This is a genomic window from Companilactobacillus suantsaicola, assembly GCF_004745525.1.
Lineage (GTDB): Bacteria > Bacillota > Bacilli > Lactobacillales > Lactobacillaceae > Companilactobacillus > Companilactobacillus suantsaicola.
The window spans coordinates 15,480-29,061 of record NZ_RKLY01000003.1; the positions used below are offsets into that span (position 1 = coordinate 15,480).

Consider the following 13,582-nt stretch of genomic DNA (forward strand, 5'->3'; position numbering starts at 1 on the left):
ATCAGAAGTTACGCAACCAATGTAAACGCTGCCTTAAATATACTATATAGATTTCGGAAAATAAAGATGAATAATTTTTTAGACTTCTCTTGTATCATTTCTAAACTTAAAAATGAACCCTGATATTTTTTTAGAAAATGCCGAGTTTATAAGAGTAAACGTTGCTTAATTGAAATGTTTTTATTCTTTAAAAAATCCATTTTTTTCTATTAAATAAAAATTATTCTTGATTGATCAGAAAATTATTACTATCTATTAAAGGAATATAAAATTTCAAAATTATTACTAAGGTTTATAAGGTAAACCTTAGGGTAGGAGGCGATTTTATTGATGAAAGTGCTGATATACGGGCATATGAAAAATAAATATAAAAAAAATTAAGGAATAATGACAAAGATAATATTCATTGTGAAAAAATGTACATGAAATAAAGTCTATATTTGTAGTCATATTTTACTCTTACAATTCCTAAAAAAATTAGAAATCCTTATCTGTCAACAAATAAGCTCATTCCGAAAGCTTTTTTTGATCTTTTTTTCCAAACTAGGTTGACTCGTACCATAGGGTCAATAAATATACTGAAATCACAATAAAATGTAAACGCTTTACAAGGAGGAAATTATTATGAAATACGATGCATTAGGAATGATCGAAACTAAAGGTCTTGTAGGTTCTATAGAAGCAGCCGATGCCATGGTTAAGGCAGCCAACGTTTCATTGATTGGTAAAGAATTTGTCGGTGGCGGTTTAGTTACAGTTATGGTTCGTGGTGATGTCGGAGCAGTTAAAGCAGCTACAGATGCCGGTGCCGCTGCAGCTCAAAGAATTGGTGAACTACTATCCGTTCACGTTATTCCTCGTCCACATGCAGAGGTTGAAGGTATTTTGCCAACCCCAAATACTAAATAGGGAGTAATTGAAGATGGAAATCGAAAAGGGAGTTATGAAGAGACAGCTTTCCTTAGCTGATAATAAGAAGAATGCTTTGACGAAGAAGTTCAAAACGACAGGTTTAATCAATGGTGTGATTTCTGGTTTGACCTACGGTATCTATTCAACTTTAGTCATGGTTGCTAGCGGATATGATCCGTTGGTAAGTGCAGCAGGATTCTTAGCCGCACCGTTCGTTTGTTCAGGCTTAAACGATTTTATCGCCGGAATTTGGTTATTATTCTACAACGCTAAGAAAGGTCGTTTAAAGGAATTAGGTAGAACACTTAAAACTAAACCTGGTCAAATGTTAGTTATTGGATTCCTTCTAGGGGGCCCAATCGCTAACGGAGCATACTTAGTTGGTTTAGCAATGGCTGGTGCCTATGCAATTCCAATTTCAGCAACATGTAGTTTGTTTGGAGCATTGTTCGCTTGGATGTTCTTGAAACAAAAGCCTACTAAGCGAGTAGTTTTAGGAATGGTCCTTTGCGTAATGGGAGCAATCATTATTAATTTTGTTAAACCTGAAGGTGCACCAAACTTTACTCTTGGAATTATTTGTGCATTGATTGCTGCTATCTGCTGGGGACTTGAAGGAGTATTTTCAAGTTTCGGTGGAGCAATGATCGATACAGACGTTGCAGTTAACTTGAGAGAATTAATTTCTGGTTTAGTTGTTTTGATCCTTTTGGTTCCTGCAGTTGGAGCTCTTAAATTACTCGGTGGCACAATCGTCGCTGGAACACCATTACTATGGTTAGCAATTGCCGGTCTTAGTGCAGCGATTTCTTTCGTAACTTGGTATAAAGCCAATGCTACTGTAGGTTGTGCAATCGGTATGTCACTAAATGTTACTTATGCATTCTGGGGCGTTTTGTTCTGTGTTCTTTTCTTGGGACAAACATTAACTCCAACAATTGTAATCGGTTCAGTCGTTATCGTACTTGGAGCCATTATCGTAACAATGAATCCTTTAGATCTCTTTAGAAAAGGAGAGGTGGAATAATGTCTTTACCAAGCCGAATGGCAGTACTCAATTATATGAATGAACATGATTCAGTCAATGTAAAAAGCGTTATGGAAGCTTTGAAACCTTTTTACGGTAATGAGAAACAATTTAATGAAAATCTATATTTAGAACATTTTATGGCTCTCGAAGCAAATGGATTGGTTGAGTTAGCTAGTTATAATCTCGATGATAAAGAAAACTTGATCATGAATTATCGAATTAATGATGATGGCCGTGAAGCAGTAGAAAAATACGTCGATAAAAAATATCGGAACTAGAGCATGAGGTAAATTTTATGAGATATAGAGGCAATGAAGCTCTGGGACTCATTGAAACAGTCGGATTAGTCCCAGCATTAAAAGCTGCAGATGAAATGTTAAAGGCAGCTGAAGTCGAATTGATTTCATATGAGAATATTGGATCTACTTTAGTTACTGTCATTGTTAAAGGCGATGTTGCAGCAGTTAAATCATCAGTTGAAGCTGGAGCCAAAGCAGCATCAGAAATTGGTAAGCTTACCGCCCAAAATGTAATGCCACGTCCAATACCTAGTGTTGGTGATATCGTTTCGGTTCATGACGTTGATCAATAATTTTAGGAGTAAACAAAAATGGAGAATTACAAAGCAATAGGTTCGATTGAAACATTCGGATTAGTTTTTGTTTTAGAAGCGGCAGATGCGATGTGTAAAGCTGCGGATGTAGATGTCGTCGGATATGAAAATGTTGCTTCCGGATATATTTCTGTAATTGTTCAAGGTGATGTTTCAGCTTGTAAAAGTGCAGTGGCCGCGGGAGTTAAAGCTGTGGAAAATATGGGAGCAGAAGTTTACAGCTCAGTAGTTATCCCCAGTCCTCATCGCGACCTAAGTAAGATTATTGATCGATACGCCTTGAGTAAGCTATTGCCTGAATAACAAGGGAGCAATAATTATGCAATTAATAGACAATGATTTGAAGTCGTTACAAGAAGCGAGAATTGTTTCAGAAACTGCTCGAGATTCATTTGGATTGTTAACGGGATACGGTCAAGTTGAGTTGGACGGTATTTTGAAAAAAGTTGTCGATGGAGTTAGTCAGATCATCCCTGATTTGTTGAAACTTGAGAATTCAACAAAAACAATCGGGGTTTGTGAAGATAAACTTGAACTTTATAACAAATTTGTTCAATTATACAAAAATGATATTGATAATAAACCAGTCGTTGGACCATTACTATTTAATGAAAAGAAACAAATTGAAAAAATAGGAATCCCATTAGGTCCGGTGGCAGTATTGTTACCGATTGAAAATACCGTTTTATATAGTGCTTATGCGTTATATATGGCAATTAAATCAGGAAATTCCTTGATTATGGTACCTGATCCAAAGATGTCGGCAATTTCTGAAAAGATTTATCCTAAGATTCAACAAATTTGTTTGGAAGCTGGATTACCCCAAGGATTCTTGAGTTACATGAACAATGTAACTTTGAACGGAATTAAGGAATTAACGGCTAGTTCAAATGTAGCAGTTGTCATCAATGTGGGATGTCCAGATTACTATGACAAGATTGAAATTCCAAGTAAACCAGTCCTTTATGCTGAAACTGGTTCAACGCCAGTCTTCATTGAAAAGACAGCTAATATTGCGGAAGCTAGTTCTAAAATTATCAGAAGTCGTGCTTTTGATAATGGACTAACCCCAGCCTCGGAACAATTCGTCGTAGCAGAAAGTTCGATTGCTAATGATGCAAAAGAACAATTGATCCAAAAGGGTGCCTACTTCATGTCACCTGAAGAAGAAGCTAAGTTAAGAAAAACTTTATTCAGAGGACTTGAAGTTAATCAAGAATATATTGGTAAAGATGCAACCTGGATTGCTAATCGATCCGGTTTCACGATTCCAGACAAAGCCGTCGTTTTGGTTTCAGAACAACCTTATATTTTTGAAGAAAATCCTTTTACCGTGAAATTGAAATGTCCAGTGATGGCATTTTATCAAGAACCTGATTGGAAACGAGCTTGTCAAAAATGTATTCATCTTTTGAAAGAAAGACGTAGTGGACATACCTTAGTAATCCATTCGAATAATAATGAAGTAATTAAAGAATATGCGATCCAAAAACCAGTTGGTCGAATGATCGTGAACGATTCAGTTTACTTATCAAGTTTGGGAATCGGTTCTGATTTTCCTCTTTCAATGTTTTTAGGTGGTCAAACAACCGGACGAGGTTGTACAGCAGAAAATATTGTTGCCAAAGACCTAACTTATCAGCGAGCAATTTATTATTGCGGAGATAATTCAAATCACTCGACTAAAGATAAGACCATTGAAGAAGAAGTTTTAAAGAAATTAATAACAAAAATTTTAGAAAAATAATTCCGCGAGAAGTGAGGGAATGAAATGGATATTAAAGATTTTTCAGCCAAGTTATCTGAAGCAACTAAAGATCTAAGTGATGAAGAACGTCAAGCTTTGGTAAAAATGTTCGCCTCAGTTTCTAAAGATGTAGTTAAGGATGATGCTCCAAAAACTACTTTAGTAGAAGAAACTGAAACAGAAATTCCAGACGACATTACTCCAAGACTTAGAAAATTAAAGGATAACTACTTAAAACAAGTTCCATCAATCACAACTTATCGTGCACGTGCCATTACTAAGATTGCCAAAGAAAATCCTGGTATGCCAAAGATCATGTTGCGTGCTAAATGTTTCAAGTATTGTTGTGAAACAGCTCCTTTAGTAATTCAAGACAACGAATTAATCGTTGGTGCTCCAAACGGTGCTCCTAGAGCCGGTGCTTTCTCACCAGATATCGCTTGGAGATGGATGGAAGACGAAATCGATACCATCGGTACTCGTGCTCAAGATCCATTCTACATTTCTGATGAAGATAAGAAGATTATGCGTGAAGAACTTTTCCCATTCTGGAAAGGCAAGTCAGTTGATGAATATTGTGAAGATCAATACCGTGAAGCTGGAGTTTGGGAATTATCCGGTGAATCATTTGTTTCTGATTGTTCATATCACCAACTAAATGGTGGTGGAGATTCCAACCCTGGTTATGACGTTATTTTAATGAAAAAAGGTATGATCGATATTCAAAATGAGGCCAAAGCTCATCTTGAAAAATTGGATTATGAAAATCCTGATGATATCGACAAGATTTACTTCTACAAATCAGTTATTGATACAACTGACGGTGTAATGATTTATGCCAAGAGAATGTCTGAATATGCCAAAGAAATGGCTAATAAAGAAAGTGATCCAAAGAGAAAAGCAGAACTATTGAAGATTTCTGAAATCAATGCCAAGGTTCCTGCTCACAAACCAGATACATTCTGGGAAGCAATCCAAGCCGTTTGGACAATCGAATCACTTCTAGTAGTCGAAGAAAACCAAACTGGTATGTCAATCGGACGTGTTGACCAATACATGTATCCAATGTTCAAGAAGGATATTGAAGAAGGAAATATTTCCAAGTTCCAAGCCTTTGAACTTGCTGGTTGTATGTTAATCAAGATGTCAGAAATGATGTGGATCACTAGTGAAGGTGGTTCTAAGTTCTTCGCGGGATACCAACCATTCGTTAACATGTGTGTCGGTGGTGTTACTCGTCAGGGACTCGATGCTACTAACGACTTAACTTACTTACTAATGGATGCTGTTAGACATGTTAAAGTTTACCAACCATCACTTGCATGTAGAATTCACAGTAAATCACCACGTGAATACCTCAAGAAGATTGTTGATGTTGTTAGAGCCGGAATGGGATTCCCAGCTTGTCACTTTGATGATACTCATATCAAGATGATGCTTGCTAAAGGTGTTTCCATTGAAGATGCTCGTGACTATTGTTTGATGGGATGTGTTGAACCTCAAAAATCAGGTCGACTATATCAATGGACTTCAACAGCTTATACACAATGGCCAATCTGTATTGAATTAGTACTAAATCATGGTGTTGATCTCTGGTATGGCAAGAAAGTTTGTCCGGATATGGGTGACTTGTCACAATTTAAGACTTATGAAGAATTTGATAAAGCCGTTAAGGGAGAAATTCAATACATTACAAAATGGACTGATGTTGCGACAGTTATTTCTCAAAGAGTTCACAGAAGTTTAGCTCCAAAACCATTGATGTCAATCATGTACGAAGGTTGTATGGAACATGGTAAAGACGTTTCAAGTGGTGGAGCAATGTACAACTTTGGACCTGGTGTTGTTTGGTCAGGACTTGCTACTTATACCGATTCAATGGCTGCCATTAAGAAATTAGTCTTTGATGATAAGAAATATACTTTGGAAGAATTAAATCAAATTCTTGTTGATGACTTCAAAGGCCATGATCAAGCTCGTAAAGATTGCTTATCAGCTCCTAAATATGGTAACGATGATGATTACGCTGACTTAATTGCTGCTGACATCATTGCTTATACCGAAGAAGAACACAGAAAGTACAAGACACTTTACTCAACATTGAGCCATGGTACATTGTCAATTTCAAATAACACTCCATTTGGACAAATGACAGGTGCTTCAGCCAATGGTAGAAAAGCTTGGTCACCATTATCAGATGGTATCAGTCCAACTCAAGGTGCTGATTATAAAGGACCTACAGCTATTATCAAATCTGTCTCCAAGATGGCCAATGATTCAATGAATATTGGTATGGTTCACAACTTCAAGATTATGTCTAGCTTACTAGATACTCAAGAAGGTGAAGAAAGTCTCATCATGTTACTTAGAACAGCTTGTGCTTTAGGTAATGGACAAATGCAATTCAACTACTTAGATAACAAGACTCTATTGGATGCCCAAAAGCATCCTGAACAATATCGTGATTTGATCGTCCGTGTTGCCGGATACAGTGCCTTCTTCGTTGAGTTATGTAAGGATGTTCAAGACGAAATCATTAGTCGTACAGTATTGACTCACTTTTAATTAACAAATCAGGAGATGGATATGATGGCTACAGATATTGATAATGGAATCGAACGTCAGGCAATGATCTTCAACGTTCAGAAATATAGTTTGTATGATGGGCCTGGTATAAGAACCATTGTATTCATGAAAGGTTGCCCATTAAGATGCAGATGGTGTGCTAATCCTGAAGGTATGCATAGAAAATTTGAAGTTATGTTCAAGGAAAGTTTATGTAGTGACTGTATGGCTTGCGTGGAAGTTTGTCCAAGAGGAATTCACTACATTGACGAAAATGGTAATCACCGAGTTAGAAGAGATAGATCTTGTATTGGTTGTCACAAGTGTGAAGAAGTATGTCCTATGAATGCGCTTCATATCACTGGTGCCATCAAGACAATCCCCGAATTAATGAAAGTTATTCATGAAGATGATGCTTTTTATCAACAATCCGGTGGTGGCATAACTTTAAGTGGTGGTGAATGTACTTCACAACCTGATGCTGCTTTAGCTCTATTGAAAGCATGCAAGGCAGATGGAATCAATACTGCAATCGAGACTTGTGGCCATAGCCGAATGGATCGATTAATGGAAATGGCAGATTATATTGATTTATTCTTATTTGATCTAAAACACATGGATCCAGTTAGACATAATGAATTGACCGGAATTAGTAATGAAAGAATTCTAGCTAATTTGAAAGAACTCTTCGAACGTGGATATCAAGTGAAAATCAGAATGCCAATGCTTAAAGAAGTTAATGATAGTAAAGAAGAAATTCAAAAAATTATTGATTTTCTAATGCCATATCGTGATTATCCTAATTTCCATGGAATTGACTTACTACCTTATCACAAGTTAGGGGTTAATAAATATGGACAACTAGGAATCGATTATCCAGTTAAAGGTGATCCTAGTTTATCAAATGAAGACTTGGACCGCATTGAGGGATGGATTAAAGCATACGATTTCCCAGTTAAGGTTATTAGACATTAAAAATTTTAGTGAAGGGAGGGAATTATATGAGTAAATTCAGTATTAAAACAAAAATTTATAGTGGTGATAATTCAATCAGTGAATTGAAAAATATGACAATAAAAAATGCCTTGATCGTCTGTGATCCATTTATGGAAAAATCAGGCAAAGTAAAAGACATTACTGATATCTTGGATGAATTAAAAGTCAATTATGATATCTTTTCCGGAGTTGTTCCTGATCCAAGTATTGAAGTTGTTTCAAGTGGTTTGATCAAAGGAATTTCGGTTCAACCGGATACTATTATTGCTCTAGGTGGCGGTTCAGCCATGGATACGGCAAAAGTTATCAGACAGTTACTTGATAATTTCCAAGCCAAGTTGATTTGTATTCCAAGTACTAGTGGTACTGGTAGTGAAGTTACCTCCTTTGCAGTTATCTCGGACCCATCAGTTAATGGTAAATATGCCTTAGTTGATGACAAGATGATTCCTGATATAGCGATTCTGGACCCTAATCTTACTAAGAGTGTTCCACCAGCAATTACCGCAGATACGGGGATGGATGTAATCACCCATGATTTGGAAGCTTATGTTTCGTGCGACCATACTAATTTTTCCGATGCGTTTGCTGAGAAGTCGATTCGCATCGTTTGGAAAGATTTGCCAGTTGTCGTTAAAAATGGTGACAATATGGAAGCTCGCAAGATGGTACATGACGCATCTTGCATGGCCGGAATGGCTTTCAGTGAAGCATCGCTTGGAATTTGTCATAGTTTAGCTCATGCGCTAGGCGGTAGATTTCATAAAGCTCACGGTCGATTGAATGCAATGCTTTTGCCATATGTTATTCAATACAATTCAGAATTAGATGCAAATCAAGAAACAGAAACTTTACACCGCTATGCTCAAATTGCAAGGTTGCTAAACATTTCGTCATATTCAGACAAATCAACAGTTAACTTGTTGATTGGAGGAATCAAACGTTTAACTAGTCAGTTATCGATTCCAAAGACCATCGATGAATTAGGCGTTGATGTTGAAGAATATAAGAAAGCAGTTCCTGAAATGGCTAAGGCAGCATTAAAGGATAGATGTACTAAGACCAATCCAGTTGTACCAACACAAAAGGATTTGGAAGACATTTATCTAAAGCTAGTCAAGGGAAGCTAGAGAAATGTTTATTACTGAAAGAGAATTACAAGGACTTTATCACCAAGCAGCCTTTCACGAGTATAAAGTTGCCAAAGGAGATCGACTAACTCCGGAAGCAAAAAGTTTTTTAACAGGTAAGGGAATAAAACTAGTAGAAGTTGAGCAAGCGAATCCTGCTAGTAGCCAGCAAAGTGTCACGAATGATAAAACGACGCTGGAACTTTTAAGATTAGACTTACAGTCAGCCGTAGCACAAGCCTACGAAATTGATTTGCGATTAGGCGACAGTGTTTTTGAAACCTATGAGTTACTTGATCAAGAAATGCCACCAAATTTACACATTTATTCATGCGATGCCAAAGAAGTACTTAGTAAAACTATAACAAAAGAAATGTTTAGAAACCCTAAGTATAAAGTGATTATTCTACTGAAGAAATGTTTATCCAGATTGTGTGGAATCCAAATCGATTCAAAAGATCGATTGAATTTAGTCAAAGTAGAGTTAGTTAATCAAATTAATAAATTAATGGAGGAATGATTATGGAACAGAATCTACAAACATGTAATGAATTGGTTGCAAAATTTGAATCCGTCATCACAAATCCAATAATCAAAGAACACGAAACTTATTATACTGGGGTCGATTTAGGAACTGCCTGTGTAGTTTTAGTAGTCATGAACGAGAAATATGAACCAGTCGCTGGGGCATATGAATATTCAGACGTCGTTAAAGATGGAATGATCGTTGACTACTTTGGTGCTATTACCTTAGTTAAAAAATTGAAAGCTAAATTAGAAGAACAGCTGGGAACGCAACTTCTTTACGCAGCTTCTGCGATTCCACCTGATACTGAGTCGTTAGACGGTGGGGCAATTAAGAATGTTATCCAGAGTGCTGAATTTGAAATCACTTCGATTCTTGATGAGCCGACAGCTGCTAATAATGTATTGAAGATTAAAAATGGTGCCATCGTCGATATTGGCGGTGGAACAACCGGAATTTCAATCATTAATAATGGCAAAGTGGTCAAGGTTTCTGATGAAGCCACAGGTGGAACTCATTTAACGTTAACTGTTGCTGGAGCGATGCATAAATCTTTTGATGAAGCTGAATTGTTTAAGCGAAATAAAGCCCATCATCAAGAATTATTGCCAATTCTGAAACCGGTGATCGAAAAGATTTCCACAATCATCACCGATCAAGTTGCTGGATATGACGTGAATGATTTGTATCTGGTTGGTGGAACAGCATGTTTAGCTGGAATTGAAAAGATAATCGAAAAGAGAACTGGAATAACAACGCATAAACCAATTAATCCGATGTTTGTTACTCCTCTAGGAATCGCAAAAAGTTGTACCGATATTATCACAGTTTAGGAGATGAGTAATGTGGATTGTAGAATTATCAAATCGCCTAGCGAAGGAACCATGGCCATTTTAAATCGTCGTAAAGGCTCCGGAATTAGGGATAAGATTGAAAATGTTGACGCCGTTGGTTTAGTCCAGGGTCGATTGATTGAAATGGTTGTCGCATCCGATATTGCTGAAAAAGCTGTTGGTGTCACCGTTGAGGATATTAGAGGTAGTTGCCCACAAAATATGATCATGCTAGCGGTTTTTGGTGATACTGCATCCGTTACTTCAGCCATCGAAGAAATTAAGAAACAGTGGGACAATCCAGAATGGTAACAGCTAAATTAATTGATAATGTTTGGGCAACTAGAAAAGCTGATAGTCTCAACGGTTTAAAGTTGATGTTAGCTAAGGTAATCGGTGGCACTCGTGCCGGTGAACAAATTGTTGTATGTGACGTGATTGGAGCCGGAATTGGTGATCGAGTAATTGTTGCTAGCGGTTCAGCAGCCAGAAGAATGCTAGGCGATAACGATATACCAATAGATGCAGCCGTAATTGGAATTATTGATGAAAATTGTACGACGGTCTAGGGGGTATAGAGATGAAAAAAGTACTTTGTGCGAGCGAAATTGAAAGCGCATACACAAATAACGAAAATAATATTGAAATTGATTCCGAAACAATTATTACCCCCTTAGCCCAGGATTTAATTGATGAATACGAATTAAATGTTGAAGTCAAACCAGTACAGTCAAAAAACTTAAATCCCAACAGTATTTCCAAAGAATTGATTCTCTCAATTTTAAAGAAAATACTGAATGATAATTTTCTGACGAAACTTGATTCTAATGGTTTAAAGGTAATCGACGGTGACAGTCTGGTATTTCAAGATATTCCCAATTGTTTAAATAACGGAACTGGAAAGTATTGCAATTTCCATTTGGGTGATAGGGATCAAACAAAATTCGGTCTAGTAAAGTTGGCCAATACTGAGTTTACTAATATTGCTAAAGCAAATGCTTACTTGTATATCTCTTCAGGTTGTTTCGATATTTCAATTGGCCAAGATTCCTGTGTAGCAAAACAAGGCGACATCATCTTTATTCCTAAAGAAGTTCATGTCACGATCAAAGTATTAAAAGAAGTCAAATTTGTTTATTCGATCAACGAATAAATTTGTAATTGGAGGTAGTTATGCAAGCTTTGGGCCTAATAGAAACAAACGGATTAATAGCTGCCATTGAATCTAGCGATGTCATGTTAAAAACATCCGAAGTCAGTTTGATAAACCGAGAATTCGTCGGCGGTGGACTGGTAACCATCTCAGTATGTGGGGATGTTGGAGCGGTTAAGACGGCCGTGGATGCTGGAGCTAGTGCAGTCGATCAGTTAGGTGAAAATCTACTTGTTTCTAAACACGTAATTGCACGACCAGATTCAGAAATCGATAAAATTGTTAAAAATAAAAAAGATACAGACACTTCCGTAGAAAGTTCACAAGAAGTTAATGATAAACAAGTTGATAATTCTGAAAAAACAAATTCAAAATTAGCTGAGCTTGAATCAAAACGAATTAACGAATTGAGAACAATGCTCAAGAATAAATCAGCCAAGATTTCCGATGCTGACATTCAAAAGATGAGCAAAAAGCAAATTATCACAGAAATTCTAAACGCTGATAAGGAAGGTTAGTAATCGTATAGGAGTACAAAAATGGAGAATTTTGATAAAGACTTAACATCTATTCAAGAAGCCAGAAACCTTGCCAAGAAAGGTCATCAAGCCTCACTAGAACTTGCCACATTTAGCCAAGAAAAAATTGATGCAATTTTGAAAGCAATGAGTGTTGCTGGAGAAGAACATGCTGTCGAATTAGCCAAGTTGGCAGTGGAAGATACTGGTTTTGGTAATGTTCCCGACAAAACTTATAAGAATCATGCAGCTTCAACTTTGCTGTATGAACAGATCAAAGATGAAAAAACAGTTGGAATTATTAAAAAGGATCCTGAGTTAAAGACGATGGATGTTGCCCAACCAATTGGATTAGTTATGGGAATTGTTCCTTCAACCAACCCAACTTCAACCGTTATTTTCAAATCTATGATTGCTTTGAAGAGTAGAAATGCGATTGTATTTGCACCACATCCGGCTGCTGCCAAATGTACCTTTAGAGCCGCAGAAATTATGAATGACGCAGCTAAAGCTGCTGGTGCACCGGACAATGTTGTTACTTGTGTTTCTACAACAACCATGGGATCGACAAATGAATTGATGCATTCAAAAGAAGTTGGCTTGATTATTGCTACTGGTGGTCCAGGAATGGTAAAGGCAGCTTACAGTTCAGGGAAACCTGCAATTGGAGTTGGAGCTGGTAATTCTCCATCGTATATTGAACGTAGTGCCGATGTTAAAGATGCTGTTGCAAAAATTATTGCAAGTAAATCATTTGATTATGGAACAATTTGTGCTTCAGAACAATCAATTATTTGTGAGAGTTGTAATGAAGCCGAAGTTGTTAGTGAATTAGAAAAACAAGGTGGATACTTCATGAGTGAAGCTGAAACTGAAGCAGTCTGCAAGTTGTTGTTCAAAAATGGTGGACATGCTATGGATGCCAAATTCGTAGGTAGATCACCACAAGTTATTTCACAAGCAGCTGGATTTACTGTTCCCGATTCAATTAAGATTTTAATTGGTCGCCAAAAAGGTGTTGGTGAAGGTAATCCATTATCATATGAAAAATTAACATCTGTCTTAGCATTTTATGTAGTTGAAGATTGGCAAGAAGCTTGTCAATTGAGTATCGACCTATTACAAAACGGAATTGGTCATACGATGAATCTACACACTAACCGTGAAGATATTGTACTCAAATTTGCTGCTAAACCTGCTTCAAGAATTCTTGTAAACACTGGTGGTAGTCAAGGTGGTACTGGTATTAGTACAGGCTTGCCAATTTCATTTACATTGGGATGTGGAACACTTGGTGGAAGCTCTGTTTCTGAAAATGTTAGTCCAAAACATTTGTTGAATATTAAGAAAGTTGCATACGGTTTGAAGGATGTAACAACTTTGGTTCAAGATGATAAATCATTCAATCATCCAGAGTTAAAGAGCCAAGTTAAACAATGTTTAAACGACCACAAATGTGATCACACGGTTGAAAAAGCAACAAAGAATATGTCAGATAAAGATTTGGAACTATTAACCGAATTAGTCAGAAAAACTTTATCTGAGATGAAAGCGTAGGT

At 36.8% G+C, this 13,582-nt stretch carries 16 protein-coding genes; all 16 read left to right on the plus strand.

Annotated elements, in window-relative coordinates; genetic code table 11:
* Window positions 1–624: 624 nt before the first annotated feature.
* From eutM to EGT49_RS01645, 16 genes are read left to right on the plus strand one after another with little or no spacing between them, the layout of a single operon-like run.
* On the plus strand, window positions 625–909 hold the full coding sequence (gene eutM, locus EGT49_RS01570; protein ID WP_135371209.1) for an ethanolamine utilization microcompartment protein EutM: 285 nt from the start codon (window positions 625–627) through the stop codon (window positions 907–909).
* 13 nt (window positions 910–922) lie between these two features.
* Window positions 923–1,939 (plus strand): DMT family transporter, encoded by a 1,017-nt coding sequence (locus EGT49_RS01575; RefSeq protein WP_135371210.1) that lies wholly within the window; start codon window positions 923–925, stop codon window positions 1,937–1,939.
* Window positions 1,939–2,220 (plus strand): hypothetical protein, encoded by a 282-nt coding sequence (locus EGT49_RS01580; RefSeq protein ID WP_179949605.1) that lies wholly within the window; start codon window positions 1,939–1,941, stop codon window positions 2,218–2,220. The genes EGT49_RS01575 and EGT49_RS01580 overlap by 1 nt, the downstream gene beginning before the upstream one ends.
* 17 nt (window positions 2,221–2,237) lie before the next feature.
* Window positions 2,238–2,534 (plus strand): BMC domain-containing protein, encoded by a 297-nt coding sequence (locus EGT49_RS01585; RefSeq protein WP_135371212.1) that lies wholly within the window; start codon window positions 2,238–2,240, stop codon window positions 2,532–2,534.
* Window positions 2,535–2,552: 18 nt separating this feature from the next.
* Complete coding sequence (locus EGT49_RS01590; RefSeq protein ID WP_135371213.1) at window positions 2,553–2,858, plus strand: BMC domain-containing protein; 306 nt, start codon at window positions 2,553–2,555, stop codon at window positions 2,856–2,858.
* A gap of 16 nt (window positions 2,859–2,874) precedes the next feature.
* A complete protein-coding gene (locus tag EGT49_RS01595; RefSeq protein WP_135371214.1) occupies window positions 2,875–4,302 on the plus strand; it encodes an aldehyde dehydrogenase family protein in 1,428 nt (475 codons plus the stop codon).
* 24 nt (window positions 4,303–4,326) lie between these two features.
* Complete coding sequence (gene cutC, locus EGT49_RS01600; protein WP_135371215.1) at window positions 4,327–6,867, plus strand: choline trimethylamine-lyase; 2,541 nt, start codon at window positions 4,327–4,329, stop codon at window positions 6,865–6,867.
* Window positions 6,868–6,891: 24 nt separating this feature from the next.
* The gene (gene cutD / locus EGT49_RS01605) at window positions 6,892–7,842 is read left to right on the plus strand and encodes a choline TMA-lyase-activating enzyme (protein WP_135371327.1); all 951 of its coding nucleotides are present in this window, start codon (window positions 6,892–6,894) and stop codon (window positions 7,840–7,842) included.
* 26 nt (window positions 7,843–7,868) lie between these two features.
* Complete coding sequence (locus tag EGT49_RS01610; protein ID WP_135371216.1) at window positions 7,869–8,993, plus strand: 1-propanol dehydrogenase PduQ; 1,125 nt, start codon at window positions 7,869–7,871, stop codon at window positions 8,991–8,993.
* Between the two features lie 4 nt (window positions 8,994–8,997).
* Window positions 8,998–9,513, plus strand: coding sequence for a hypothetical protein (locus tag EGT49_RS01615; RefSeq protein WP_135371217.1), 516 nt, complete (start codon window positions 8,998–9,000; stop codon window positions 9,511–9,513).
* The gene (gene eutJ / locus EGT49_RS01620; RefSeq protein ID WP_218960986.1) at window positions 9,510–10,352 is read left to right on the plus strand and encodes an ethanolamine utilization protein EutJ; all 843 of its coding nucleotides are present in this window, start codon (window positions 9,510–9,512) and stop codon (window positions 10,350–10,352) included. Before EGT49_RS01615 ends, eutJ begins: the two co-directional genes overlap by 4 nt.
* 3 nt (window positions 10,353–10,355) lie before the next feature.
* Window positions 10,356–10,664 (plus strand): BMC domain-containing protein, encoded by a 309-nt coding sequence (locus tag EGT49_RS01625; protein ID WP_246013772.1) that lies wholly within the window; start codon window positions 10,356–10,358, stop codon window positions 10,662–10,664.
* Window positions 10,658–10,921, plus strand: coding sequence for a EutN/CcmL family microcompartment protein (locus tag EGT49_RS01630; RefSeq protein ID WP_135371219.1), 264 nt, complete (start codon window positions 10,658–10,660; stop codon window positions 10,919–10,921). Before EGT49_RS01625 ends, EGT49_RS01630 begins: the two co-directional genes overlap by 7 nt.
* Window positions 10,922–10,932: 11 nt before the next feature.
* Window positions 10,933–11,505, plus strand: coding sequence for a hypothetical protein (locus EGT49_RS01635; protein ID WP_135371220.1), 573 nt, complete (start codon window positions 10,933–10,935; stop codon window positions 11,503–11,505).
* Window positions 11,506–11,525: 20 nt separating this feature from the next.
* Window positions 11,526–12,023, plus strand: a complete 498-nt coding sequence (locus EGT49_RS12695) for a BMC domain-containing protein (RefSeq protein WP_135371221.1) — start codon at window positions 11,526–11,528, stop codon at window positions 12,021–12,023.
* A 21-nt stretch (window positions 12,024–12,044) separates the two neighbouring features.
* Window positions 12,045–13,580, plus strand: a complete 1,536-nt coding sequence (locus tag EGT49_RS01645) for an acetaldehyde dehydrogenase (acetylating) (RefSeq protein WP_135371222.1) — start codon at window positions 12,045–12,047, stop codon at window positions 13,578–13,580.
* Window positions 13,581–13,582: the final 2 nt, after the last annotated feature.